This window comes from Ensifer sp. ENS11 (genome assembly GCF_014851895.1).
GTDB classification, from domain to species: Bacteria; Pseudomonadota; Alphaproteobacteria; order Rhizobiales; family Rhizobiaceae; genus Ensifer; species Ensifer canadensis.
The window spans coordinates 1-25,829 of the sequence record NZ_JACVAN010000019.1; the positions used below are offsets into that span (position 1 = coordinate 1).

General features: G+C 62.9%; 22 protein-coding genes. 14 read left to right on the plus strand and 8 right to left on the minus strand.

Annotation, left to right across the window (positions count from 1 at the left end):
* Window positions 1–457 precede the first annotated feature (457 nt).
* From IB264_RS26490 to IB264_RS26515, 6 genes are all read left to right on the plus strand, one after another.
* On the plus strand, window positions 458–1,684 hold the full coding sequence (locus IB264_RS26490; RefSeq protein ID WP_025425374.1) for an ABC transporter substrate-binding protein: 1,227 nt from the start codon (window positions 458–460) through the stop codon (window positions 1,682–1,684).
* Window positions 1,685–1,762: 78 nt separating this feature from the next.
* Window positions 1,763–3,394 (plus strand): ABC transporter permease, encoded by a 1,632-nt coding sequence (locus tag IB264_RS26495; protein ID WP_051509141.1) that lies wholly within the window; start codon window positions 1,763–1,765, stop codon window positions 3,392–3,394.
* Window positions 3,395–4,060 carry an ATP-binding cassette domain-containing protein gene (locus tag IB264_RS26500; RefSeq protein ID WP_025425372.1) on the plus strand — a complete coding sequence of 222 codons (666 nt, stop codon included), beginning with the start codon at window positions 3,395–3,397 and terminating at the stop codon, window positions 4,058–4,060.
* The gene (gene hrpB / locus IB264_RS26505; RefSeq protein WP_025425371.1) at window positions 4,057–6,516 is read left to right on the plus strand and encodes an ATP-dependent helicase HrpB; all 2,460 of its coding nucleotides are present in this window, start codon (window positions 4,057–4,059) and stop codon (window positions 6,514–6,516) included. The genes IB264_RS26500 and hrpB overlap by 4 nt, the downstream gene beginning before the upstream one ends.
* A gap of 40 nt (window positions 6,517–6,556) precedes the next feature.
* Window positions 6,557–7,861, plus strand: a complete 1,305-nt coding sequence (locus IB264_RS26510; protein WP_025425370.1) for an ActS/PrrB/RegB family redox-sensitive histidine kinase — start codon at window positions 6,557–6,559, stop codon at window positions 7,859–7,861.
* An 83-nt stretch (window positions 7,862–7,944) separates the two neighbouring features.
* On the plus strand, window positions 7,945–8,529 hold the full coding sequence (locus IB264_RS26515; protein ID WP_025425369.1) for an ActR/PrrA/RegA family redox response regulator transcription factor: 585 nt from the start codon (window positions 7,945–7,947) through the stop codon (window positions 8,527–8,529).
* Here IB264_RS26515 and IB264_RS26520 read toward each other — a convergent pair whose 3' ends face one another.
* Window positions 8,530–9,069 carry an MmcB family DNA repair protein gene (locus IB264_RS26520; RefSeq protein WP_025425368.1) on the minus strand — a complete coding sequence of 180 codons (540 nt, stop codon included), beginning with the start codon at window positions 9,067–9,069 and terminating at the stop codon, window positions 8,530–8,532.
* A 183-nt stretch (window positions 9,070–9,252) separates the two neighbouring features.
* Between IB264_RS26520 and IB264_RS26525 the strand changes: the two genes are divergently transcribed.
* Together IB264_RS26525 and IB264_RS26530 are read left to right on the plus strand one after the other, a co-directional pair.
* Window positions 9,253–9,942, plus strand: coding sequence for a L,D-transpeptidase (locus tag IB264_RS26525; protein ID WP_025425367.1), 690 nt, complete (start codon window positions 9,253–9,255; stop codon window positions 9,940–9,942).
* Between the two features lie 269 nt (window positions 9,943–10,211).
* Window positions 10,212–12,149, plus strand: a complete 1,938-nt coding sequence (locus IB264_RS26530) for a methyl-accepting chemotaxis protein (protein WP_057206497.1) — start codon at window positions 10,212–10,214, stop codon at window positions 12,147–12,149.
* Between the two features lie 134 nt (window positions 12,150–12,283).
* On the opposite strand, the gene IB264_RS26535 is transcribed toward IB264_RS26530, so the two are convergent.
* Both IB264_RS26535 and IB264_RS26540 read right to left on the minus strand, forming a co-directional pair.
* Window positions 12,284–14,455, minus strand: a complete 2,172-nt coding sequence (locus tag IB264_RS26535; RefSeq protein WP_025425366.1) for a malate synthase G — start codon at window positions 14,453–14,455, stop codon at window positions 12,284–12,286.
* Window positions 14,456–14,570: 115 nt separating this feature from the next.
* Window positions 14,571–16,574: a hydantoinase/oxoprolinase N-terminal domain-containing protein gene (locus IB264_RS26540; protein ID WP_025425365.1), complete on the minus strand. Its 2,004-nt coding sequence runs from the start codon at window positions 16,572–16,574 to the stop codon at window positions 14,571–14,573.
* Between the two features lie 144 nt (window positions 16,575–16,718).
* Here IB264_RS26540 and IB264_RS26545 point away from each other — a divergent pair, with 144 nt between their 5' ends.
* Entirely contained in the window at window positions 16,719–17,339 is a 621-nt protein-coding gene (locus tag IB264_RS26545; RefSeq protein ID WP_025425364.1) for a hypothetical protein, read from the plus strand.
* Here IB264_RS26545 and IB264_RS26550 read toward each other — a convergent pair.
* The 5 genes from IB264_RS26550 to hslV form a co-directional block, all read right to left on the minus strand.
* Window positions 17,293–18,687, minus strand: a complete 1,395-nt coding sequence (locus IB264_RS26550) for a cytochrome P450 (protein ID WP_025425363.1) — start codon at window positions 18,685–18,687, stop codon at window positions 17,293–17,295. The genes IB264_RS26545 and IB264_RS26550 overlap by 47 nt on opposite strands.
* 74 nt (window positions 18,688–18,761) lie before the next feature.
* The gene (locus IB264_RS26555; RefSeq protein WP_025425362.1) at window positions 18,762–19,706 is read right to left on the minus strand and encodes a DUF1402 family protein; all 945 of its coding nucleotides are present in this window, start codon (window positions 19,704–19,706) and stop codon (window positions 18,762–18,764) included.
* Window positions 19,707–19,923: 217 nt separating this feature from the next.
* Complete coding sequence (hslU, locus tag IB264_RS26560) at window positions 19,924–21,228, minus strand: ATP-dependent protease ATPase subunit HslU (RefSeq protein ID WP_025425361.1); 1,305 nt, start codon at window positions 21,226–21,228, stop codon at window positions 19,924–19,926.
* The gene (locus IB264_RS26565) at window positions 21,225–21,746 is read right to left on the minus strand and encodes a GNAT family N-acetyltransferase (protein WP_025425360.1); all 522 of its coding nucleotides are present in this window, start codon (window positions 21,744–21,746) and stop codon (window positions 21,225–21,227) included. The genes hslU and IB264_RS26565 overlap by 4 nt, the downstream gene beginning before the upstream one ends.
* Window positions 21,736–22,293: an ATP-dependent protease subunit HslV gene (gene hslV / locus IB264_RS26570; RefSeq protein WP_025425359.1), complete on the minus strand. Its 558-nt coding sequence runs from the start codon at window positions 22,291–22,293 to the stop codon at window positions 21,736–21,738. The genes IB264_RS26565 and hslV overlap by 11 nt, the downstream gene beginning before the upstream one ends.
* 223 nt (window positions 22,294–22,516) lie before the next feature.
* Here hslV and hisB point away from each other — a divergent pair, with 223 nt between their 5' ends.
* Genes hisB through hisF form a run of 5 tightly spaced genes read left to right on the plus strand, consistent with a single transcriptional unit; the run spans window position 22,517 to window position 25,820 of the window.
* Window positions 22,517–23,125, plus strand: a complete 609-nt coding sequence (hisB, locus tag IB264_RS26575) for an imidazoleglycerol-phosphate dehydratase HisB (RefSeq protein WP_025425358.1) — start codon at window positions 22,517–22,519, stop codon at window positions 23,123–23,125.
* Between the two features lie 24 nt (window positions 23,126–23,149).
* The gene (locus IB264_RS26580) at window positions 23,150–23,620 is read left to right on the plus strand and encodes a DUF2628 domain-containing protein (RefSeq protein ID WP_025425357.1); all 471 of its coding nucleotides are present in this window, start codon (window positions 23,150–23,152) and stop codon (window positions 23,618–23,620) included.
* On the plus strand, window positions 23,620–24,270 hold the full coding sequence (gene hisH / locus IB264_RS26585) for an imidazole glycerol phosphate synthase subunit HisH (RefSeq protein WP_025425356.1): 651 nt from the start codon (window positions 23,620–23,622) through the stop codon (window positions 24,268–24,270). The genes IB264_RS26580 and hisH overlap by 1 nt, the downstream gene beginning before the upstream one ends.
* 31 nt (window positions 24,271–24,301) lie before the next feature.
* On the plus strand, window positions 24,302–25,039 hold the full coding sequence (hisA, locus tag IB264_RS26590) for a 1-(5-phosphoribosyl)-5-[(5-phosphoribosylamino)methylideneamino]imidazole-4-carboxamide isomerase (RefSeq protein WP_025425355.1): 738 nt from the start codon (window positions 24,302–24,304) through the stop codon (window positions 25,037–25,039).
* 4 nt (window positions 25,040–25,043) lie between these two features.
* Complete coding sequence (gene hisF / locus IB264_RS26595) at window positions 25,044–25,820, plus strand: imidazole glycerol phosphate synthase subunit HisF (protein WP_025425354.1); 777 nt, start codon at window positions 25,044–25,046, stop codon at window positions 25,818–25,820.
* Window positions 25,821–25,829 lie beyond the last annotated feature (9 nt).

Here is a 25,829-nt window from a genome sequence, read left to right on the forward strand (position 1 = left end):
AAACCTTAAAACGAAGGACATCGTCGCCAGCAGCGCCGCCGCCCTCGTTCAGTGATCGGGCTTATAGACCCCACTCACCGAACACGTCAACAGGCATTCGCAAAAAATCGACAAGATCGAACAACACTCTGAAAATACACACGAATTGGAAGCGAGAGTTATCAACAGCCCAGCCGAAACCACCAAACCAGCAAAACCAGAACCAGAATCATTCGCCAATCGGTCGAAAAGCGTTGCCAAGAGCCAGGGAAACGCCGTCGCTCACGCTTACCTCTCCTTAGGAGCTTCGCAAAAAGGCCGCCCACCCGGCGGAAAACGCCCATCTTCACGGCAAACCGTGCTCATCGAGACTGCCGTCGTTTCACCGAAACGTGACGGTCGCCACCATCGGCGCGCATTGACGCCACAGGCGCTTGGCTTACCTTCGCGCCGAAACACGAATGCGGGGGAGTGCAGCATGATCGGATGGGTAAGACGATGGGCAGCGGCGGTCGTCGCCACACTTAGCCTTGCCTGCCCGGCGGCCGCTTTCGACATCGACAACTGGGCTTCGGTCGTTTCCGAGGCCAAGGGCGAGACGGTTTATTTCAACGCCTGGGGCGGTTCAGCCAATATCAATGCCTATATCGCCTGGGCGGGCGAACAGATGAAGGCGCGCTACGGCGTCAACGTCGTGCATGTAAAACTCGATGACACTGCCAAAGCGGTCGCAACCGTGCTTGCGGAGAGATCGGCGGGCAAGGATGCTGCCGGCACCGTCGATCTCATCTGGATCAATGGCGAGAACTTTGCCGCGATGAAGCGGCAGGGCCTGCTCTTCAGCCCCAGCTGGGCAACCCGGCTTCCGAACTGGGCCTATGTCGACCACGAGACGAAGCCGACAATCCTCACCGACTTCACCGTACCGACGGAAGGGCTCGAAAGCCCTTGGGGCGGCGCCAAACTGGTCTTTTTCTATGACAAGGCCCGCACGCCAACCGCGCAGCTGCCCACATCGGCAAAAGACCTGCTTGGCTGGGCAAAGGCCCATCCGGGACGCTTCTCCTATCCGCAGCCGCCGGATTTCGCCGGCTCCTCGTTCTTGAAGCAGGCGCTGATCGAGCTCATCGATAACAGGAGCAAGTTGCTGAAGCCCGTGGACGAGGCAACGTTTCAACAGGATGTGGCGCCGCTCTTTGCCTATCTCGACCAGCTGACGCCGTTGTTATGGCGCAAGGGAAAGGCCTATCCGCAGAACTACCCCGATATGAAGCAGAAGCTGGCCGACGGGGAACTCGACATCATCTTCGCCTTCAATCCCGCCGAAGCTTCGGCGGCTATCGCCAATGGCGAGCTGCCGGACACCGTCCGCTCCTTCGTCTTTTCCGGCGGAACGCTTGGCAACACCCATTTCGTTGCCATTCCCTATAACGCCAATGCTGGTGCGGGCGCGCTGCTGCTTGCGGATTTCCTGCTCTCTCCCGAGGCGCAGTTGCGCAAACAGGACGCCCAATACTGGGGTGACCCGACGGTGCTGGCGATGGTGAAACTACCGGATGCCGACCGTGCCGCCTTTGCAGCCCTCGATCTCGGGGTGGCGACATTGCCGCCCGATCAGCTCGGCCCGGCGCTTGCCGAACCGCATCCCGACTGGATGACGCGGATCGAAACCGAATGGATCCGCCGATATGGCGCCGCCAATTAACGGCGAGTGCCGGCGCCATCGACGGACATCCCTGTGAGGGACGCCCTGCAGCGGGGCATCGGCACAGGTGTGGCGGTCATGCTGTGCCTGCCGGTTTTGGCTGGTCTCGCCGGCACCCTGCTTCCGGCCTTCGGCTACCTGCCCGCACTCGGCGGTACGCAGCTCACGCTCGGGCATTTCGAGGCGCTGGTCGCCCAGCCGCATATCCTGCGCTCGGCTCTGATCAGTCTGGCGGCAGGGTTGATCAGCACGTTTGTCACCCTGATGGTGGTCTGCACCTTTGTCGCGGGTTTCGCCGGAACGCGACCCTTCGCCTTCATCCAGCATCTGCTTTCACCGCTGCTGGCCGTTCCGCACGCCGCATCGGCATTTGCGATCGCCTTCCTGATCGCGCCGTCCGGTTTTCTCATTCGGCTCGCCTCTCCCGAACTCACCGGCTTCGACCGACCGCCGGACTGGCTCGTGCCGAACGATCCGCTCGGGTTGTCGATGATATCCGGTCTTATTGCCAAGGAGATGCCCTTTCTGCTGCTGGTAATGCTGGCGGCACTGCCGCAGCTGCCCGTGGCGAATGCGCGACGTTTGATGTCAGCTCTCGGCTATGGCCGGGTATCGGGCTTTATCATCGCGCTCTGGCCGCTGCTTTATCGGCAGATCCGCCTGCCTGTCTTCGCGGTGCTGGTCTACTCGACCTCGGTGATCGACGTCGCGATGATCCTTGGGCCCCGATTGCCGCCGACATTGCCGGTACGTATCGCCCAATGGCTGGCCGACGACGACATCGGCGCCCGGTTCCTCGCTTCGGCCGGCGCCGTGCTGCAGCTAGCGCTCGGCCTGTTCGCGATCGTGGTCTGGATCGGCGTCGAACGGCTCGGTCGTCTTTGTCACCGGCGCCTGAGCGCTTCGGGAAAACGCCTGAGTGACGACCGACTTCTTCGCCGGACCGCAGCCGTGATCACGACCTTGTCCGCGGCGTTGATCTTTACCGGGCTCGGCCTGCTGGCGCTCTGGTCGATTGCAGGGCTGTGGCCATTCCCTGATAGTCTGCCGACAAGCCTCACCTTCAGAACATGGCAACGCGCCCTTGGAGGGTTCGCCGGACCTCTGGCCAACACTATCATCATCGCCCTGCTGTCATCGCTCCTCGCACTTGCGATCGCCATCGGCCTGCTATCGCGCAGTGCTCACGGCACCGCCGAGCGCTGGTTTCCCGTCTTCCTGCCATTGCTGGTCCCGGAGATCGCCTTCGTGTTTGGATTGCAGATCCTGGCAGCAATGGCGGGGTTTTCGCCGTCGATCGCCACCGTTGCCGCCGTGCATCTGGTCTTCGTTCTGCCCTATGTGCTTCTGTCACTAGCGCCGCCCTGGCGGGCGCTCGACCGGCGCTACGAACAGGTCGCATCGGGACTGGGTAAATCGCCACTCAAGATCCTCATGACCATTCGACTGCCCATGCTGCTTCGCGCCTGCCTGACGGCATTTGCCGTCGGCTTTGCGGTCTCCGTCAGCCTCTACCTGCCGACCGTGCTGATCGGCGCCGGACGGGTGACGACGATCACCACCGAGGCGGTGGCGCTTTCGTCGGGAGGAGATCGGCGCATCATCGGCGTTTATGCGCTGCTTCAGGCACTGTTGCCGTTTCTCGGTTTTCTCATTGCATCGCTCGTGCCGCAGTTGCTATTCCGCCACCGACGGGCAATGAGGATCTGAATGCGAACGCCAGGCAAGACGATGCCTCTGACTTTGTCCGATGTGACGATCCGGCTGGCCGACCGGCTGCTGCTTTCCGTTTCGGCGACGGTCATGCCCGGCGACGTCCTGACGATCATGGGTCCGTCGGGCTCCGGCAAGTCGACGCTGCTCGCCTATATCGGCGGATTTCTCGACCCTGCCTTTACCGCCAGCGGTGCAGTTCTGCTCGGGCAGGACGATCTGATCGCGCTGCGGCCGCAACAGCGCCACACCGGCATTCTCTTCCAGGATCCGCTGCTGTTCCCGCATCTTTCGGTCGGCGGCAACATCGTCTTTGCCATACCCGAGGCGTTCAAGGACCGAGACGTCAGGCGTCGGATGGCAGAAAACGCGCTCGATGAAGGCGGGCTTGGCGGGTTCTTCGACCGCGACCCGGAGACGCTTTCGGGCGGGCAGAAGGCGCGTGTCGCGCTCCAACGCGTGCTTCTCTCCGAGCCGCGCCTGCTGCTGCTCGACGAGCCTTTTTCCAAACTCGACATGGCCTTGCGCCAGCAAACGCGCGAGCTGGTCTTTGCCAAGGCGCGGTCCGCAGGCCTGCCGACAATCCTCGTGACCCATGACCGCGCGGACGCGGACGCCGCCGGCGGTGCGCTCATCCATATCGGAGCGGAGAGACAATCGTGACGCTTACCCTGCCCGCCTTGCCGGTTCGCGAGGTCCTGCCCGAGATCGCCGAAGCTCTCGACAAGGCCCGCTCCGTCGTGCTTTCGGCGCCACCCGGCGCCGGCAAGACGACGCTCGTGCCGCTGTTCCTGCTCGAGCAACCGTGGCTCGACGGCGGCAAGATCGTCCTGCTCGAACCCCGGCGGCTCGCCGCCCGGGCAGCGGCCGGGCGCATGGCGGAGCTACTCGGCGAGAAAGTGGGCGAAACCGTCGGCTATCGCATGCGACTCGACAACCGGATATCGGCCAAGACCCGGATCGAAGTAGTGACCGAAGGCGTTTTTGCCCGCATGATCCTCGACGATCCGGAGCTGGCGGGCGTCTCCGCGGTTCTCTTCGACGAATTTCACGAACGTTCACTCGATGCCGATTTCGGCCTGGCACTGGCGCTCGACGTCCAGTCTGCGCTGCGCGACGATCTCCGGATCATCGTCATGTCGGCAACACTCGACGTCGAGCGCGTTTCAAAACTGCTCGGTGACGCGACCGTCGTCGAAAGCCAGGGGCGTAGTTTCCCCATCGACATCCGCAACCAGGACCGCGGCGGCGAGAGCGTCGAGGACGCAGTCGTGCGCGCCATCGTCGAGGCGCATCGCAGCGAAGAAGGATCGATCCTCGCCTTTCTGCCGGGACAGGCCGAAATCACCCGGACGGCGGCACGGCTTGCCGACCGGTTTACAGCCGATACGACGGTCGTTCCGCTTTACGGAAACCTGACGCAGAAGGAGCAGGATGCGGCGATCCGGCCGGCGCCGAAAGGCACGCGCAAGATCGTTCTTGCCACCTCGATCGCCGAAACCTCGATCACCATCGACGGCGTGCGGATCGTCATCGACAGCGGCTTGCAGAGACTGCCGGTCTTCGAAGCGTCGACCGGCATCACCCGGCTTGAAACCGTGCGCGTCTCGCGTGCGTCGGCCGATCAGCGCGCCGGCCGAGCCGGGCGAACGGAGCCGGGCATTGCCATCCGCCTCTGGCATGCCGGCCAGACTGCAGCGCTTGCGGCCTTCACGCCGCCGCAGATCCTGGCCAGCGATCTTTCCGGACTGCTGCTCGACATGGCGCACTGGGGCGTCACCGATCCCGCAGCGCTTGCCTTCATCGACCCACCGCCGGAAACGACCCTGATGGAAGCGCGAAAGCTGCTGAGCGAGCTTGGCGCGCTCGATGGTTTCGGCGCGCTGACCCCAAGGGGACGCAAGATCCGTGATCTGGCCCTGCCGCCGCGCCTTGCGGCCATGGCGGTTTCGGCGGCCGAGGAGGGCCAGGGCGAGGCGGCCTGTCTGCTCGCGGTCATGCTGACGGAGCAAGGCCTTGGCGGCAACGCCATCGACCTGGAGGACCGGCTGCGCCGCTTTCGCCAGGAGCGCGGCGAGCGCGCCGAAGCCTCGCGCAATCTTGCCCGCCGCATGGCGGCGGAACTCAAAGGGGCGCGAAAGTCGAGCGAACCGGTCCAGCCCGGCGCCTTGCTGATGCACGCCTTCCCGGACCGCATCGCGCTTCAGCGCGGTGGCCGTGGGCGGTTCGTGATGGCAAACGGCCGTGGGGCCGAGATCGCCGAGACCGAGCGCCTCGCTGCGGCAAACATGCTTGTGATCGCCGACCTCACGGGCCGCGCCGGCGGCCAGCGCGTGCTGGCGGCGGCCGAGCTTTCGCGCGCCGACGTCGACGCGCATATGCCCGAAGCGATCGTGCGGGAAGAGCAAAGCGTCTTCGACCGGGCGAGCCGCCAGGTGCGCGCGCGCCGCGTCACCCGGCTGGGTGCGATCATCTTCGAGGAGGCGCCGCTTCCAAGACCGACTGGCGAAAGCGCAGCACGCGCGCTTGCCGATGGCGTTCGCCAGCTTGGACTGGCGGTCCTGCCGTTTTCCAAGGAGGCGATGCAACTGCGCGATCGCATCGGTTTCCTGTATCGCTCGCTCGGCGAACCCTGGCCGGACGTTTCCGACGCAGCCCTGCTTGCGACGCTCGAGGACTGGTTCGTTCCGTTTCAACACGGCGTCACCGCTATCGCCGACATCAAGGCCGGCGCGCTTTCCGAAGGATTGCTGTCGCTGGTCCCGCACGACCGGCAGCGGGAGCTGGCAAAACTGGCACCGACGCATTTCGAGGCGCCGACGGGACAACGGCATCCGATCCACTATGACGGCGACGAACCGCTTCTCTCCATCCGGGTGCAGGAACTCTTCGGGCTCAAAAAACACCCTGCTATCGGCGATGGCCGGCTGCCGCTGCTGCTCGAACTGATTTCGCCCGGCCGGCAGCCGATCCAGACCACGCGTGACCTGCCGGGTTTCTGGGCCGGGTCGTGGCGGGATGTCCGGGCCGACATGCGCGGGCGTTATCCCAAGCACCCCTGGCCGGAGAACCCGGCGGAGGCCGCGCCGACGACACGGGCAAAACCGCGTGGTACATGAGGCAATACCCTTGACGGGGGCCATAGGAACAAGAGCAGGCATGACGGCAGTGGCACTGGAACACAATGATCCGACTTCGAACAGAAGCCTGCGCCTGCAGACGCTCATTCGCCTGCGCTGGCTTGCGGTCGGCGGCCAATCGATCGCCGTCATCATCACAACGCTGTGGCTGCAGTTTCCGCTGCCCTTGCTCTTGTGCCTGGTGCTGATTGCCACATTGGCGCTGGTCAACACCTACCTCACCCTGCGCTTCCCCCCGACGCACCGGTTGCGACCGCCGGCCGCGTTTGCCTTGCTCGGGCTCGATCTCGCGCAGCTGACCGGCCTGCTCTTCATCACCGGCGGGCTTGCCAATCCGTTTGCGCCGCTGCTTTGCGTTCCGGTCATCATTTCCTCGGCCTCGCAGCCGAAGCCGCACAGCATCGTTCTTGCCGGCCTTGCGGTCATCGGTGTGACCGTCCTTGCCTTTTCGCCGTTCCCGCTGCCCTGGTATCCCGGCACGCTTCTCTTGATGCCGCGGGTGCTGACGGCCGGCATCTGGTTCGCGATCGTGTCGATGACGGCCTTTGCCGCGTTCTATACCTACCGCGTCTCGCTCGAAGCGAGCGAACTGTCGGAGGCGTTGACGGCGACCGAGCTCGTGCTCCAGCGTGAAAAACACCTTTCGCAGCTCGACGGCCTGGCGGCGGCCGCTGCCCACGAGCTCGGCACGCCGCTTGCCACGATCAGTGTCGTTGCCAAGGAAATGGAGCGTGAGCTCGGTGACGACCCACGCTTCGGCGAGGACGTGCATCTGCTGCGCAGCCAGAGCGAGCGATGCCGCGACATTCTCAAGCGGCTGACGACGCTGTCCTCCGAAAGCGAAGAGCATATGCGGCTCTTGCCGCTATCCTCGCTGGTCGAGGAAGTGATGGCGCCGCACCGCGAGTTCGGCATTCACATCAATCTTGTCGAAAAGGGTGACAAGGCATCGGAGCCGGTCGGCAACCGCAATGCGGGCATTCTCTACGGGCTCGGCAATCTACTGGAAAATGCGGTCGACTATGCCAAGCAGGAGGTGACCGTGACGGTCGAGCACACCGCCGACCACGTCAAGGTGACGATTGCCGATGACGGCGATGGATTTGCCCCCGATATTCTGATGCGCATCGGCGAACCCTATGTCACGCGCAGGCAGAAGGATGACAGCGCCGGCGGCCTGGGGCTCGGCCTGTTCATTGCCAAGACCCTGCTCGAGCGGTCCGGCGCGCGCCTACGCTTCGAGAACGGCGGCGCCGATCGCCCCGGCGCCAAGGTCAGCGTCGAATGGCCGCGTGCGCTGATGGACACGAAACTGGCGAAATGACGTTTGGCAGTTTATTGAACGGGATGACAGGAAACCTATAATCTCGGTGAAAACGTCCCGTTTTTCGCCCAAGGATTGCGAGAATGACCGAAAAATCGACAGCTTCGCCCAGCACGCACGCCCAGGACGCCGAACTGATCGGACCGGACAGAACGCTGCTGCTCGTCGACGATGACGCGCCGTTCCTTCGACGCCTCGCCCGCGCCATGGAAGCGCGCGGCTTTACCGTCGATATCGCCGAGTCCGTTGCCGAAGGCATCGCCAAGGCGAAGGGCAACCCGCCGAAATACGCCGTCATCGATCTGAGGCTCGGCGACGGCAGCGGCCTCGACGTAATCGAGGCGATCCGCAGCCGCCGTGACGACACCCGCATGATCATGCTTACCGGCTACGGCAATATTGCAACGGCCGTGAATGCGGTGAAGCTCGGCGCGGTCGACTACCTCGCCAAGCCTGCCGACGCCGACGACATCTTCGCAGCACTGGTGCAGCGCCAGGGCGAACGGGTCGAACCACCGGAAAACCCGATGTCGGCCGACCGGGTGCGGTGGGAGCATATCCAGCGCGTCTATGAGATGTGCGAGCGCAACGTGTCGGAGACGGCGCGTCGGCTCAACATGCATCGCCGAACGCTGCAGCGGATCCTGGCAAAACGCGCGCCGAAGTAGTCAACCCTCGGCTGACCCGTCGCGGGAGCCGGAAACGATATCGCGAATGGAGTTGCCGAGTTCGCCATTGCGCTCGGCAGCCCACTCCGCCAGCATCAGCCGTTGTGCGGCGGTGCGGGCAAAGAGCTGCAGCACGGACTTGCGGGTTGCCGGTGCAAGCCGGTGTTCCGGTGCCTCGCGAATGATGTGTCCGTCGTAGCCATCCGACAGCAGCAATCCACAATCATCCGGAAAGATATCGAGCGGGACGTCACCATGGGTGGCGAAGAACAGCCGGTCGCAGTGCTGCCGATAATCAGGCCATTTGCGATCGACGCGGAAATCCTCGATCGACGTCTTGATCTCGACGATCCAGATTTCGCCCTTCGCCGACAGCGAGATGAGATCGGCACGCCGGCCGCTGGCGAGCGTCAATTCCGGCAGCACCGCGTGGCGCAATTCCGTGAAAAGCCGCTGAACCCCGCGGCGCACCATGAGCGCGCGATTCGATTGTCGACCGTCCACGAGAGGGTTGTCGTCATGGATAGAGAGAATTGTCATTCGTCTAGACTCTCGTCTGCCACCGCTTTTGTTGCAAAAAAGCCAGCGTCACGGAATTTACACTTTCCCGCCGCCTTGTTGCCACGCAATCCCTTGCATAGCAGCAACTAATCGAAAATAACCGTTGTCACTGATGGTCGGGCCGACCCAGTTTTTCTTCGCTTCTTATTTTAAGAGACTCCTATGCGCTTCCGCAATGCCTTCCTCCTGTGCAGCCTGGCGGCGACACTCGCCGTAGCCGGCTGCTCGACAACTTCGACCAAGTCCGAGACGGCAAGCGGTGAGCCTGCTCCCGTTGCGGAACAGGTCGCTTCGGATCAGATCTTTTCGGGCAATTATGGCGCAGTTGAGGATCACGGTTACGCGCTCCCTGCAGTTCCGATCAACAAGGTCGATGGCCGCTTCCATCGCCAGATCGTCGATTATTCGACGAGCGAGCGTCCCGGCACCATCGTCGTCAACACCCCGAACCGGTTCCTCTACTACGTGCTGCCCGGCGGCAAGGCCGTTCGCTACGGAATCGGCGTCGGCAAGGCCGGCTTTGCATGGGAAGGCGAAGCCTATATCGCCTGGAAGCAGGAATGGCCGATGTGGCACCCGCCGAAGGAAATGGCGGAACGGAAGCCGGAAGTGGCCAAGTATGTCGAGGCAGGCATGGGCCCGGGCCTGAAGAACCCGCTCGGCGCTCGTGCACTCTATCTCTTCAACGACCAGGGCAAGGACACGCTGTTCCGCCTGCATGGCACGCCGGAATGGTCGTCGATCGGCACGGCCGCTTCGTCGGGCTGCATCCGTCTGATGAACCAGGACATCATCGATCTCTACTCCCGCGTTCGTCCGGGCAAGAACGCACGCGTGGTCGTTCAGCAGTAAAACGCGACCAGGATCATGCAATCAGAAAGCCGCCGGATTCCTCGGCGGCTTTTTTGTTGGCCGAACGTCCGCGACGATATTTCCTCGACGTCGCTACGCAGAGTTGCCCCGCTTCCGGTGCTTCAAACCAGGGTGGCTGGCTTCCGGTTCCGTTGCGATTATTTGTTCAAAAAACGCGCAAGAAGGCCTGAAATTCAGCGCCTTATTAAGTAAGGATTATCTAATTAATTAAAAAGTGTGGCCGAGAGATACCTAACCAAGGGACCGCCATGCTGATCAAGACCAAGCTCCTGAGTGCGATTGCACTGTTGTCACTCATCGCGATCGGCATTGCCGTCTACAGCCAGCATGCGCTTGCCGAAAACAGCGCGACGATGGATGCGGTCTATGCCGACCGTATCGTTCCCTTGAAAAATCTGAAGGCAACATCGGACGCTTTTGCCGTCTCGATCGTCGATGCGGCGCACAAGGTGCGCAACGGAAACGAGACGATGGAGGCCGGTCTTGCCTCGGTCAACGACGCCCGGCAGGTGATAACCGCCAATTGGGACGCCTATGTCGCGACCTCTATGACACCGGAGGAGCAGAAGCTTGTCGAGAACGCCAAGCAGCAGATGGTGGTCGCGATGGACTCGATCGCAACGCTGACGAAAATCCTGTCTGAGCGTGATTCTGCGGCGCTCGACAGCTTCGTTCGCACCTCGCTTTACGAAACCATCGATCCCTTGACCGAGACCATCTCGGAAATTTCCGACCTTCAGGTGCACTTGTCGGACAAGGTCTTTCAGGAACAGCATCGCGAATTCGAAACGGTGCGAGCTGTCAGCATCGGCATCATCCTGCTCGTTCTCGCGCTGGCTGCTGGAACCTACCTGGTGGTTTCACGTGGCGTCATCGGTCCGCTCGCCAGGCAGATCGGGGCGATGCGCAAGCTGATCGACGGCCATCTCGAAGACGACGGATCGAATGTGACCGGCAAGGACGAAATCGCCGAGATGGCCCGCGCCATCCAGTCGTTCCGGGAAGCGGCCCGATCCAACCTTCGTCTGCAGGCCGAGGCCGAGGAAAGCCGCCGCAATGGCGAAGCGGAACGCACGCGGATGCAGGACGAGGCCGAAGAGGCCGCGCAGCAGAAATTGATCCAGGCGACGTCAGGCCTTGCGACCGGCTTGCAGCGGCTGGCCGACGGCGATCTCGCCGTGCGGCTGGAGGAACCCTTCTCCGCAGAGTTCGAGCAGTTGCGTCACGACCTCAACAAGGCCGCCGCGCAGCTCAACGATGCCATGCTCGCCGTCGCTGACAGCGCCGGCAATATCGGCATGGGCACCCGCGAAATCAGCCAGAGCGCCGACGACCTGTCGAAACGCACGGAGCAACAGGCGGCATCCCTGGAGGAAACGGCAGCGGCCCTCGACCAGATCACCGCCAATGTCAGCAATTCCTCGCGCCGGACGGAGGAAGCCCGCGACGTGGCAGGCGAAGCAAAGACCAGCGCGACGCAGTCGGCCGTCGTCGTGGCCAATGCCGTCGAGGCGATGCGGCGGATCGAAGAATCATCCAGTCAGATTTCCAGCATCATCGGTGTGATCGATGAGATCGCCTTTCAGACCAACCTTTTGGCGCTGAACGCCGGCGTCGAGGCAGCGCGGGCGGGCGACGCCGGCAAGGGATTTGCGGTCGTGGCGCAGGAAGTGCGCGAACTGGCGCAGCGTTCGGCAAAGGCAGCCAAGGAAATCAAGGAACTGATTCGCAGCTCCAGCTCCGAAGTCGAGAGCGGGGTGCGGCTGGTGCGCGACACCGGCGAGGCGCTCAAGACCATCGAGGCGCACGTCATCACCATCAACGAGCATATGGCTGCCATCGCCACCTCGGCCCGGGAACAGTCGGTAGGGCTGGCCGAGGTCAATACCGCCGTCAACCAGATGGATCAGGTGACGCAGCGCAACGCCGCCATGGTCGAGGAGGCGAATGCCGCGTCGGCGACGCTTGCCCAGGAAGGCACGAACCTTCGCGCCCTGATCGGAAGGTTCCAACTTTCCGGGGAAACCCGTGCCGCGGCCAAGCCAGAGGCGCGGCGGACGCCGCCCCGCGCCGTCACGCCCCAACAGCACGCGAACATCGGAAACCGACCGCCTGCGGTACGATCGGCTGGGTATGCGGTGCAGGGCAACGCGGCCTTGTCCACCGAAGGCTGGGCCGAGTTCTGATCTACAGCGTTTCCGCCCCAAACGGAGGCACGGAAACGCCCTATGTCTTTGGTTTTTCGCGTTTCCGGACGGAAAACCGCTTCGCAGTTTTCCTGGAAAGTCTCCGGCGTTGATGAAGCCCGGCGCCGCCTTGATCAGGCGGCCAGCCGGGCCTTCAACTCGCGGCGACGGCGATGCAGGACCGGTTCGGTATAACCGTTCGGCTGCTCGCGGCCCTTGAGCACCAGCTCGAGCGCTGCCTGGAAGGCAATCGAGCCGTCAAAATTGCCGGCCATCGCTGCATACTGTGCATCATCGGCGTTCTGGCCGTCGACGACGGCGGCCATGCGCTCCATCGTCTCGACCACCTGCGCCTCGGTGACGACGCCGTGATGCAACCAGTTCGCCATGTGCTGCGCCGAGATGCGCAGAGTGGCACGATCCTCCATCAGGCCGACATTGTTGATGTCGGGCACCTTGGAGCAACCGACGCCCTGATCGACCCAGCGCACGACGTAGCCGAGAATGCCCTGCGCGTTGTTATCGAGCTCGCGCTGGATTTCCTCTGGCGTCCAGTTCGGACGGGTCGCGACCGGAACCGACAGTATATCGCTGAGCTTGGCCCGTGCCCGGCTCTTCAAGCCGGCCTGAACGTCGGCGACATTGACCCGGTGATAATGCGTAGCGTGCAGGGTCGCAGCCGTCGGCGACGGCACCCAGGCGGTATTGGCACCCGCCTTCGGGTGGGCGACCTTCTGCTCCAGCATCGCCGCCATCAGGTCCGGCATGGCCCACATGCCCTTGCCGATCTGCGCATGGCCGGAAAGCCCGCATTCGAGACCGATGTCGACGTTCCAGTTTTCGTAAGCGCCGATCCAGGCGGCCTGTTTCATGTCGCCCTTGCGGATCATCGGACCGGCTTCCATCGAAGTGTGGATCTCGTCGCCGGTGCGATCGAGGAAACCGGTGTTGATGAAGACGACGCGTTCGCGCGCGGCGCGGATGCACTCCTTGAGATTGACCGTCGTGCGGCGCTCCTCGTCCATGATGCCCATCTTCATGGTGTTGGCGGGCATGCCGAGTGCCGCCTCGACGCGCGAGAAGATCTCGCAGGCGAAAGCGACTTCTTCCGGCCCATGCATCTTCGGCTTGACGACATACATTGAGCCGTCGCGGGAGTTCATGCGGCGGCCGCCCTGGCCGATATCGTGCAGAGCGATCAGCGCGGTTGCCATCGCGTCCATGATGCCTTCCGGCACCTCGTTTCCGTCGCGATCAAGGATAGCCGGATTCGTCATCAGGTGACCGACGTTGCGCACCAGCATCAACGAGCGGCCTGGCAAGGTCAGCGTGCCCCCACTTGGCGCCGTGTAGACGCGATCGGCGTTGAGGCGGCGCATGAAGCTGCGGCCGCCCTTGGCGACTTCCTCCTCGAGATCGCCCTTCATCAGGCCGAGCCAGTTGCGGTATACGACGACCTTGTCTTCGGCATCGACCGCCGCAACCGAATCTTCGCAGTCCATGATGGTGGTGATCGCGGATTCGAGAATGACGTCGGAAATATGAGCCGGGTCATCCTTGCCGATCGGAGTCGTCGCATCGAGAACGACGACGGCATGCAGATTGTTGTGCCGGAGAACGATCTGCGACGGCGCTTCGTGCGAACCCGCAAAGCCGGCAAACTGCTCGGAGTTGCGAAGCGTCGTCTTCGCTCCGCCCGCAAGCGCAACCGAAAGGCTGCCGGAAGCAATCTTCAGCGACGCAACATCCGCCCAGCTGCCGCTTTCCAGCGGCGCGCTTGCATTGAGGAAGTCGCGCGCCCAGGCAATGACCTTGGTGCCGCGCTTGGGATTGTAGCCGCGTCCCTTTTCCGCACCGCCTTCGTCGGAAATGGCATCGGTGCCGTAGAGGGCGTCATAGAGCGAACCCCAGCGTGCGTTGGCGGCGTTGAGGGCATAGCGTGCATTCATGACGGGAACGACGAGCTGCGGACCGGCGATCGTAGCGATTTCAGGATCGACATTATCAGTCGAAACAGAAAACTCGGGGCCCTCAGGCAGGAGATAACCTATCTCCTTCAGAAAGCCCTGGTAGGCTTCGAGGTCGCTCGGCGCGCCATTTTCGCGATACCAGGCATCGATCCTGGCCTGCAGATCGTCGCGCTTGGCAAGCAAGGCGCGGTTCTTCGGCGCGAGGTCATGGACGATCTCCGACAGCGCGGAAAAAAACCGCTCGGCGTCGACGCCGGTGCCCGGCATCGCCTCGTCGACCAGAAAGCCATGCAGACCTGCATCGATCTTCAATCCGTATTTCTCAATGCGGTCCATCTTTTTACTCCTTGAAACAGGCCACTCGCGCGCGTGAAAGGCCGGCAGTTTCTCACCAATTCATTCCCTGTCAATTCAGCAAGGATGCGAAGAATTATTTCCAAAATCGAAAAGATCAGCCATGGGCAATGCGCGGCCTGCCGCTCGCCGACGCGATGAAACGTGCCTCGACCAGCTTGCGGCTTCCTTCGACCTCGGGAGCGTCGATTTCTTCTCGCAGCATCGAAGCCGGCTCGTCGGCACCGTTGGTGCGTGCCGCCTCAAGCGCCATCGTCTCGGCGCGACGGCGGGCCGCTGAAAAGGCCTGGTCCTGATCGAGAAAACGCTCGCTCACCCCTGCTCCGTTGACGATGAAAATGCCCTCTTCCGGCGTGGTGACGAACACGGTGACGGTTGCCCGCACCTGGCCGACAACCGCACCGATGGCATTTGCGACATCGGCCTCATCAGGGATGGATGGCTCGGTGCCAAGCATGTCGGCAATAGCGGGATAATAGACCGGGGCCGAAGCCCCCAAACCGACGAGCGGGCGATCGAGACCGATCGAAAACCGCACGATACCAGGCGCGCGGGTCAGAGCACGATCGACTGCCTGCGAGACCGCCGGGTCGATGGCCCCTGCCCCGTCTTCGCCGAGACAGGCCTGCAGGATGACTTCGCACGATTGGCGCGTGACGCGATCGACGATCATCTCGGCCATCGCCTCGGCAGATGCAGCAATCGGCTGGCCGGAGCCGTCGCGGATGCGCGCTGCCAGTTCGATGCCGAGACGGGCAGCCTCGACGCTCCATTGCGACTGCCTGCCGAGCACATGCATTGCATCGGAGGGCGTCAGGCCGCAGATATGCACCAGGCCGCGTGCCACCAGCCGGTCCAGCGTTGCCCGCTGCGGCGTCGAGGTCAGCAGGTTTTCAAGCGAGATCGGCACTGTGCCGATGCGCTCGTAGAGCGCCTGCTCCTGTGGCTGCAGACCGCTCGCCAGATGGTCGGGTAGACCGGTGCGAACAGCCAGGCGGCCGTTGTTGCGGCCGGCATGTTGCGCCCGCAGTTGTTTTTCCAAAACGGACAGCACCGCATCGCCATGCAGCGCCGCCGCGAGGCTGAGCGGCATCAACCGCCTCGGCCCAAGGTCGATCTTCGCCTTCAGCCCACGATCATTGATGCGGACCTCCGAATCGCCGCCAAGGCCATAGGTGCGCATCGCCACCGCCTCGACCATGGTGCGGAAACCGCCGACCACCGCACCTTCGCCATCGAGCCGCGGACGACCGCGGTCAAGTACCGCGACATCCGTCGTCGTGCCGCCGATATCCGAGACCACGGCATTGTCGAGGCCGGTCAGGTGCCGCGCACCGACAAGGCTGGCGGCAGGGCCGGAAAGGATCGTCTCGATCGGCCGAAGTCTTGCCTCCTCGGCCGAGATCAAGGCGCCATCGCCGCGCACAACCATCATGGGCACATCGATGCCGCGGGACTTCAAAAAGCCCTCGCACGAGCCGATCAGGCGATCGATCATCGAGACGAGCCGGGCGTTCAGCAGTGTCGTCAGCGCCCGGCGCGGGCCGCCGAGCTTGGACGAAAGCTCATGGCTGCAGGTAACCGGCAGATGCGAGACTTCGCGGATGCGGTCGCGCACCCGCTTCTCGTGATCCGGATTGCGGACGGCAAAATAGCCGGCGATCGCAAAGGAGGAAACCTGATTGGCCAAGGTCGGCAGGGCCTCATCGAGCGCGGTCATGTCGAGCGGCGTCTCGCCGCCGTGAACGTTGTGACCGCCCGGCAGGAAGATCACCGGATCGGAGCCGAGCGCATCCTGCAGCCCGTCACGCTTGAGATCGTCTGGCCCGAAGCCGATCATCACCAGGCCGGCACGGCCGCCCTGGCCCTCGACGAGCGCGTTGGTCGCAAGCGTGGTCGACAGGGATACGAGGCCGATGGCGGAAGCCGGGACGCCGGCCTTCTCCAAGACGGATTCCACCGCGCCGGAAATCCCGACGGCCAGATCGTGGCGGGTCGTCAGCGCCTTTGCCTTGGCGACGACACCCGCCGTTTCGCTGAAGAGAACGGCGTCGGTGTAGGTTCCGCCGGTATCGATGCCGAGAAGAAAATGGGACGTCAATTCAAGCCAGTCCAGTGTTTCGGCCCGGGGTAGCGCCGGGTTCAATGGGGATCGATCCGGTGATATGACATATTGGAAGAGAAGGCCATCGTGTCGCGGACATTCGCAGTCAGCAGAGCGACACGATACGAACGGGGGTGCGGCATGACGTTTTCCAGAGCTTCGGCAGTCGCCGGCATTCTTGCGGCAGGTCTGCTCTTCGCCCAGCCGGGCGGCGCGCAGGACGCCGTGGAGGAGGAATACAAGCCGCAACTGCCCGACGTCTCGATCTACAAGGCGATGCTCGACGCCAACAAGCAGACCGGGTGGATCCAGTTTCGCAACTACGACGACCGGCAGCTGATCTATTTTACCGCGCTGCAGACGATGCATTGCCGGCTATCGGAAATCCGCTACTCGATCAACTCGGACGCTCTCGACAAGCGCTTCCCCTTGGCAAAATGCAATCCGCAGATCCCCTTCAACCTGCCCGCCGACGAAACGGCCGAGTATGTCTACATCTCGCTGCCCGCAAACGAGGCCAAGACATTGACGATCCAGGCGGTGTGGGACGACGGTGCCGGCAGCGAGATCGTCGTCTACAAGCCCTGCGACAATGTCGGGGATGCGACCTGCGCCGCGATCAAGACCATCAAGAAGCCATCGAAGCTGTTGCCGCAGCCGATGCCGGCGGATTCGCCGGTGCGTGGCGTGCAATCGGCTATTCCCGGCAAGACCTTCAGCGAGCCGAAACCCGCATCGGCAAGCCGCCCCGCGGTTGAGTAGTCAGCCTCTGCACCGGCCAGGGCCGGGTCTCGTCGGTGACGTCGAAACGGAACCGATGCATCAGGACGGCAAGCGCAATGACCGCCTCCTGCAGCGCGAAGGTCGCGCCGATGCAGATGCGCGGTCCGGCGCCGAAAGGCAGATACTGAAAACGATGCAGCTTCTCGCGGTTTTCCGGCAGGAAACGCTCGGGCATGAAGGCGCGCGGCCGGTCCCAGTAGAGCACGTGACGGTGCAACGTCCACGGCATCACCAGAACCGCGATGCCCTTGGGTATCCTGACGCGCTCGCCGGACGGTGACGTCCATTCGTCCTCCTCGATGGCGGCGCGATTGATCGACGGCGCCGGCGGGTAGAGACGCATCGCCTCCTCGAAGGCCGCCAGCACATGCGGCATCAGGTTCAGCCATTCGACCGGTTCGGCACCGCTCTTGAGCACGGTGTCGATCTCCGCCTCCATCGTCTCGCGGAAAGCCGGCGTGTTGGCGACGCAATAGAGCGTCCAGGCCAACGCCCGGGCAGTGGTCTCATGCCCGGCGCCGATGAAGGTGAGGATATTGTCCTCGATCTCTTGCGTCGAAAGGCCGTTTGCGCCCTCCGTCTGCAGCAGCAATGTGAGGAAATCGTTGGGCGTGCCTGCTGGGTCCGTCGCCATGCGCTGGCGCCTCATCGCCATCGTTTCCGAGACGATCGACCGGAACCGGTTCATGACCTTCTTGCCGCCGATGCGGGTCAATCGCGGCAGCCATTCCGGCGCCAGCAGGATATCCATCGGATCGACGCGCCCCATGCGGTGCAGAAGCTCTTCGACACTCTGGACGAAGCCCTCCCTTTCGACGGCGACCTCACCGGAAAACAGCGTTTCCGCCAGGATATCGAAGGTCAGTTCGGTCATGTCGCTGGCGACATTGGTGGTGAACGGCTTCACCTTCGCGTGCGCGTAGCGTTCGACGAACTCTTCCGACCGGCGCAGCATCTGCCCGGCGAATCCCTTGGCGTGGCGCGGGGTAAAAACCGGCGCAATGGCCTTGCGCGACCGTTTCCAGATCTCGCCTTCGGCCGTCAGAAGACCGTCACGCAGGATCGGGCGGAGGATCAGCCGCCGAACCTTCGACATCTCATAGTTGCTGACGTTTTCGACGAGGATATAGCGGATGAGGCCGGGATCGTTGACGATCAGGGTGCGCTGCGTGATGAACTTGGTCTCGATCCACGGCAGCGTGTAGGACGGCTCGCCCCAGAGTTCGAGCGGATTGCGCAGAACAGTCTTGATGATCTTCAGGTAGGACGGCACGCCGACCCGAGGAATGGGAGCCGGTGGTTCGAAGGGCTCCGGACGCATGTCCATGGTGATAGGCCTTTCTCGATTGCGCCAGGATTTCAGGTTTTTACGGCGCAATCAAGGAAAGTGCTTCACATGAATCACAACAGGCCTTCGAGCTCCACGAGCTTGTCGTTCACCAGCCAGCCGTAATAGTTTTCTTCGGGCCACTGGGTCTCGCCGCCCTGGTTCCTGGCGGCAAGGGCTGCTGCGCGTTGGTCCGGATTGCCGACATTGTAAAGCGTGGCGGTGACGCCGGGATTGCCTGAAATATCGACGCCGGCGATCGACTTGTAGACGTCGATCGAGTGGCGGATCGAGGCGGCCATATAGGCGAGCGAGACATCAGGATCCATGATCGCCTCGTAGACCCCGGCGGCGTTGTTCTCGTCGAGCCGTTCGTAGCCCGACGTCTTCGAGACGATATCGGTCAGCATCAGGGCGGTCAGCGGATTGATCTGCCCGAGGCCAAAGGTCTGGCCGGCAAAGAACGGCTGGAAGAAAACGGCGCTGAAACGGTTGTTCGGGAAGGACTTGCCGTCGACGGACTTGCCGCGGAATTCGCTGTCCCAGACCCGCTCGCGGCAGCTCCACAGCGAATAGGAGCTCTTCTTTCCGGTGCAGTCGGCAAATTGCGGGCGGGCGACGAACTCAGCCACCGTCTCGCCGTCATAGCCGAACTGGAAGCTGTTGCCGGCATAGGCTGCAGCCTTGACGTAGTAGGACTGCAGCCGATCGTAGGCATCGACATTGTAGGTATGTTCGCCGACGATGGCGCCGATCATGTGGATCGGTGCGATGCCATAGGCGCGCGACGTCGACTTGATCTTGCTGATCAGCTGCCGGTCATTGGCGAGCAGATCCCGCACCTTCTCGAATTTGGCATCGAAGGACGTGCGGCCGGCCTTGGTGCGGCGAACGGATGCGCCCGGGATGCCGGGTTGTTCGACGTTCCGGTTGCCCGGCGGAACAACATTGGCCGCCATCGTCTGGCCTGCGGTCAGGCAAAACGTGGCAATAGCGAGCATGCAGGCGGTAAAACGCACGATCTCTTCTTCCTATGAACGGTGGAGACGCCCTATCCGGCGGTGCGGCTCCTACGACAGGATCGTGTCGGAAAGATGCCTCCGGCCACGATCGATTGCGGTTTCCGTGTTAGAAAAAATGAAGGCGCCTGTCGAGAGACAGGCGCCTTGCATCTTCACGGTTGCCTGACGGCAAAGGATTGCCGCCACCTCCGCGTTACAGGATGCAACGCGTGCGTCACAGGATGTAACGCGACAGGTCGGTGTTGGCGGCGAGATCGCCGACGTGCTTGCGCACATATTCGGCATCGATCGTGATAGCCTGGCCAGCGCTATCCGGCGCATTGAACGAGATTTCATCCAGCACGCGCTCCATCACCGTCTGCAGCCGGCGGGCGCCGATGTTCTCGACGCTCGAGTTGAGCTGGACTGCCACGTCGGCAAGCGCATCGATGGCATCGTCGGTGAAGTCGAGTTTCACTTCTTCCGTCTCAAGCAGAGCCTTGTACTGACGGATGAGGCTCGCCTCGGTCTCCGTCAGGATGCGGCGGAAGTCTTCCTTGGTCAGGGCACGCAGCTCGACGCGGATCGGCAGGCGGCCCTGCAGTTCGGGCAGAAGATCGGAAGGCTTCGACACATGGAAGGCGCCCGAGGCGATGAAGAGAATGTGATCGGTCTTTACCGGTCCATACTTGGTCGCAACCGTCGTGCCTTCCACCAGCGGCAGCAGATCGCGCTGAACGCCTTCGCGCGATACGCCGGCACCCATGCCGCCTTCACGCGATGCGATCTTGTCGATCTCGTCGAGGAAGACGATGCCGTCGTCCTCGACCGCCCTCATCGCCTCGCGCTGGATCTGCTCGTTGTCGAGCAGCTTGTCGGACTCGTCGTTGACGAGCACCTCATAGGAAGCCTTGACCGTCGTCTTGACCTTCTTGGTGCGTGCGCCCATCGCCTTGCCGAACATTTCCGACAGGTTGAGTACACCGATATTGGCGCCCGGCATGCCCGGAATTTCGAAGCCGCCCGGCGCGCCGGTCTCGGCGATATCGACCTCGATCTCCTTGTCGTCCAGTTCGTTGGCGCGCAGCTTCTTGCGGAAGGAATCGCGCGTTGCCGGCGAGGCCGTGGCGCCGACCAGCGCGTCAAGCACCCGCTCCTCGGCATTCTGGTGCGCCCTTGCCTTGACCTCCGCCCGGCGCTTTTCGCGCACGAGACCGATGCCGACCTCGACGAGGTCGCGGATGATCTGTTCGACATCGCGGCCGACATAGCCGACTTCGGTGAACTTGGTCGCCTCGACCTTGACGAAGGGTGCACCGGCAAGCTTTGCCAGACGGCGGGAGATTTCCGTCTTGCCGACACCGGTCGGCCCGATCATCAGAATATTCTTCGGCATGACCTCGTCACGCAACTCGTCGCCGAGCTGCTGGCGCCGCCAGCGGTTGCGCAGCGCAATCGCCACCGCGCGCTTGGCGTCGTTCTGGCCGATGATGAACCGGTCGAGTTCCGACACGATTTCCCTAGGTGAAAAAGTACTCATGTATTCCTCTCAAACTCGGTCCGCGTCAGCTCCATCAGGAGTGTGCGGCCGGACGCATCTATCCATTCGCCAAAGGGCACGAAGCCAGCTTTCGCATAGGCCCTCACGGCCCTTCTGTTGCCCGCATCGGGGTCGATCACGATCCGTGGTGCGCCGGCGGCAAAAAGCGTCTGCGCAAAGGCCCTCAAGGCCAGCGACGCCACGCCTTTTCCGGTCATCTCCGGCGGGCCGATGAAGATATCGACGCCGGGGACATCGCCGGGCAGATCCTTCGCCCACGGCTCTTCGTCATATTCGGACGGTGTCCAGGACTGGATGTAGCCGGCGGGCTCGCCGGCTACATGGAAGATGAAGCCATCCACTTCGCCCGTGGCGCAGCCGTCGCGGATCAACACGACTTCCTTGTCCGGATCACCCCACCATTGCCGCACATGCGGCTCGCTCAACCAGGCATGCAGCATCGGCAGGTGGTCATCGGCCACCCGTTCGAAGCTGACATGAACCTGGTCAGTTGCCATCCAGCGTCTCCACCACGATATTGTGGTTGGTATAGACGCAGATGTCGCCTGCGATCTCGAGCGCCCGGCGGGCGATTTCTTCGGCCGACTTGTCGCTGTCCATCAGGGCGCGGGCCGCGGCAAAGGCATAGTTGCCGCCCGAGCCGATGGCGATCGTTCCATGTTCCGGCTCCAGCACGTCGCCATTGCCGGTAATCGCCAGCGTGATCGACTTGTCGGCGACCAGCATCATCGCTTCGAGATTGCGCAAATACTTGTTGGTGCGCCAATCCTTGGCGAGTTCCACTGCCGCGCGCATCAACTGGTCGGGATATTGCTCCAGCTTGGCTTCGAGCCGCTCCAGAAGCGTGAAGGCATCGGCCGTCGCCCCGGCAAAGCCGGCGATAACGTCGCCCTTGGCGAGACGCCGTACCTTGCGGGCATTGCTCTTCATCACCGTCTGGCCAAGGCTGACCTGGCCGTCGCCGGCCATCACCACCTTGCCGTCCTTGCGCACCGTGATGATGGTGGTCGCATGCATCGTTCCGTAGGGATTGTGTTCACTCATTGAAGATACCTGTCGGCCCCAGAACCAGGGGCGTTGGGGGCTCGAACGAGCCTGGTTGCTTGGAGCCTATGTAAGTGCGCCTTACGCGATTGCAAATCCCGGTGAGCCACGCAGTTGACCGTAAATCGGGCGCCTGCCCGAATCGTTCGAATCTCAGCCGCGGTTCTGGATATTTTCCGCCTCCCCTGATAAGGAGCGGCTCCAGCGCATACAGGAGAGCCTGATGGCAGAAGCCACGTCCAGCCGCACCGGCCAAGTTTCGCGAAAGACGAATGAAACGGCCGTGTCCGTATCCGTCAATATCGATGGAACCGGAACGTCGAAGATTGCGACCGGAGTCGGCTTCTTCGACCACATGCTGGACCAGCTTTCCCGACATTCGCTGATCGACATGGACATCAAGACCGATGGCGACCTCCATGTCGACGATCACCACACTGTCGAAGACACTGGCATTGCCATCGGCCAGGCCATTGCCAAGGCGCTTGGCGACCGGCGCGGCATTACCCGCTACGCCTCGCTCGACCTTGCCATGGACGAGACGATGACGCGCGCGGCGGTGGATGTGTCCGGCCGGCCGTTCCTTGTCTGGAACGTCGCCTTTACCTCACCGAAGATCGGCACGTTCGACACCGAACTGGTGCGCGAATTCTTCCAGGCGCTCGCCCAGAATGCCGGGATCACGCTGCATATCCAAAATATCTACGGCGCCAACAACCATCATATCGCCGAGACCTGCTTCAAGTCCGTCGCCCGCGTGCTTCGCACGGCAACCGAAATCGACCCGCGCCAGGCCGGACGCGTTCCCTCGACCAAGGGTACGCTTGCCTGAGCGGTCATTATCTGGCTGATGACCATGGCCTCTTACATGATCCTGACCCCGCCGGGCGCCCGCGCCGACGATGACCGAGCGCGTTTCGTCGCCGACGGCTTCTCGTGGGGCGCCTTTCTGTTTCCGGCGCTCTGGCTTTTCGCCAAGCGCATGTGGCTCTTCGGAATCGCAGTTGCTGTTCTGCAGATTTTGTTAATCTCTCTGTCGGTGATCGGTGGCGGCCTCCTGGCAGCGCTGCTGTTGCATCTGGCGCTCGGCCTCATGGTCTCGCTGGAAGGCCCTGTTTTCATCGCCCGCCGCCTGATCGCCCGCAACTGGACGGTGCGCTCGATCGTGCCGGCGCGCGATCTTGAGACCGCCGAGGAAATCTACTTCGCAAACGTGGCCCCGGCCGACCGAAAGGCAGCGGAGCGGCCATCTGTCGACTGGCCGAGACAGGCGCCGGCAAACACCGGCCCGGGTCTTGGGCTTTTTGAATCCTACGGAGAACGCTGATGCGCGTCGCCATTATCGACTATGGATCGGGCAATCTGCGCTCGGCAACGAAGGCTTTCGAACGGGCAGCGCGGGAAGCCGGCATCGACGCAGAGATCGACCTGACGGACAGGCCCGAGCGGGTGGCGACCGCCGACCGCATCGTCCTGCCGGGCGTGGGCGCCTATGCCGATTGCCGTCGCGGCCTTACGGCCGTCGACGGCATGGAGCAGGCACTGACCGAGGTCGTCGAAGAGGCCGGTCGCCCGTTTCTCGGCATCTGCGTCGGCATGCAGCTGATGTCGTCGCGCGGCCTGGAAAAGACCACGACCCACGGCTTCGGCTGGATCCCCGGCGACGTCGTAGAAATGAGGCCGGCGGATCCGTCGCTGAAAATCCCACAGATCGGCTGGAACACGCTGCGGCTTGCCCGCACGCACCCGCTGTTTGACGGCATCCGCACCGGCGACGACGGCCTGCACGCCTATTTCGTGCACTCCTACCATCTGGCCGCGGAAAATGCCGGCGATGTTGTGGCCGAGGCGGATTACGGCGGCGCCGTCACCGCCTTCGTCGCCAATGGCAACAAGGCCGGCTCGCAGTTCCATCCGGAAAAGAGCCAGGCGCTTGGCCTTGCCCTCATCTCGAATTTCCTGCGTTGGAAGCCCTGAAGGCTCCGGCGACCTCTGATCGGATAGATACATGATCCTTTTTCCCGCTATCGACCTGAAAGACGGGCAATGCGTGCGCCTGAAGCTCGGCGACATGGAGCAGGCAACGGTCTACAACCCGGATCCGGGCGCCCAGGCGCGCGCCTTCGAGGAGCAGGGTTTCGAGTGGTTGCATGTGGTCGACCTCAACGGTGCCTTTGCCGGCGAGACCGTTAATGGTGCTGCCGTCGACGCGATCCTCAAGTCGACCAAGAACCCGGTCCAACTCGGCGGCGGCATCCGTACGCTTGACCATATCGACAACTGGCTGTCGCGCGGGCTTGCCCGCGTCATCCTCGGCACCGTCGCGGTGCGCGACCCGGCACTGGTGATCGAAGCCTGCCGAAAATTCCCGGGCAAGGTCGCCGTCGGCATCGACGCTAAGGGCGGCAAGGTTGCGGTCGAGGGCTGGGCCGAGGCGTCGGAACTCGGCGTCATCGAGCTTGCGAAGAAATTCGAGGGTGCCGGCGTATCGGCGATCATCTACACCGACATCGATCGCGACGGCATTCTCACGGGCATCAACTGGCCTTCGACGCTGGAGCTTGCCGATGCGGTTTCGATCCCGGTGATCGCTTCGGGCGGTCTCGCTTCGATGGATGATATCCGGCGAATGATCGCCCCGGATGCGGCAAAACTTGAAGGCGCGATCTCCGGCCGTGCGCTCTATGATGGCCGCATCGACCCGCAGGAAGCCCTGGCGCTGATCCGCGCCACGAGAAAGGCATGAGCCGATGACCCTCAAAGCCCGCGTTATCCCCTGCCTCGACGTCAAGGACGGTCGGGTCGTCAAAGGGGTCAACTTCGTCGACCTGATCGATGCCGGCGACCCGGTGGAGGCAGCCCGCGCCTATGATGCGGCCGGAGCGGACGAGCTCTGCTTCCTCGACATCACCGCCTCGTCGGACAACCGCGAAACCATCTTCGATGTGGTGGCGCGCACGGCCGAGCAGTGTTTCATGCCACTGACCGTCGGCGGTGGCGTGCGTCAGGTGGCCGATATCCGCAAGCTGCTTTTGGCAGGCGCCGACAAGGTGTCGATCAACACGGCGGCGGTGAAGAACCCGGAGTTCGTCGCCGAAGCCGCCGACAAGTTCGGCAACCAGTGCATCGTCGTTGCGATCGACGCCAAGAAAGTCTCGAAGGACGGCGAAGAGAACCGCTGGGAAATCTTCACCCATGGCGGCCGCCAGACGACGGGCATCGATGCGGTGGACTTTGCCCGGCGCGTCGTCGATCTCGGTGCCGGCGAAATCCTTTTGACCTCGATGGATCGTGACGGAACGAAGAGCGGCTACGATATCGCGCTCACCCGGGCGGTTGCCGATGCGGTGCGTGCGCCGGTCATTGCGTCCGGAGGCGTCGGCACGCTCGACCATATGGTTGCCGGCATCCGCGACGGCCATGCGACGGCGGTTCTGGCCGCTTCGATCTTCCACTTCGGCACCTATAGCATTGGCGAAACCAAGCGCTATATGGCCGAACATGGCATCGCCATGCGTCTCGATTGAGTTTCAGGG